Origin of the sequence: Pseudomonas uvaldensis (assembly GCF_021271205.1) — a bacterium.
In the GTDB taxonomy this organism is placed as follows: Bacteria; Pseudomonadota; Gammaproteobacteria; order Pseudomonadales; family Pseudomonadaceae; genus Aquipseudomonas; species Aquipseudomonas uvaldensis.
Genome location: NZ_JAIWKS010000051.1, coordinates 1 through 363, shown reverse-complemented (window position 1 = coordinate 363; position 363 = coordinate 1). Strand labels below are relative to the sequence as shown.

Genomic DNA, 363 nt, shown 5'->3' with positions numbered 1-363 from the left:
GCCGCAGGGCGACACCGAGGTCGCCATTGCCGAGATCTGGAAAAACCTGCTGCACCTGGATCAGGTCGGCCGTCACGACGGCTTCCTCGAACTGGGCGGCCATTCGCTGCTGACCGTGCAACTGCAAGCCCGCCTGCATCAGGACCTCGGGGTCGAGATCGACCTGCGCACGCTGTTCGCCCAGACCTCGTTGAGCGAACTGGCCCGGCAGGTGGAACAGGCCGGCACCTCGCAGCTCCAGGCCATTGCCGTGGTCCCCCGCGACCAACCGCTGCCGCTGTCCCTGGCCCAGCAACGCCTGTGGTTCCTCGACCAGCTGGACCACGCCGCCAGCGTCGCCTACCACATGCCTGCCGCCCTGCG

General features: G+C 68.3%; 1 protein-coding gene. It reads left to right on the top strand.

The window, feature by feature from the left end; all coding sequences use genetic code 11:
• Positions 1 to 363 (top strand): phosphopantetheine-binding protein (locus LCU97_RS26540; RefSeq protein ID WP_232778220.1); only part of this gene is annotated, 363 nt, incomplete at both ends.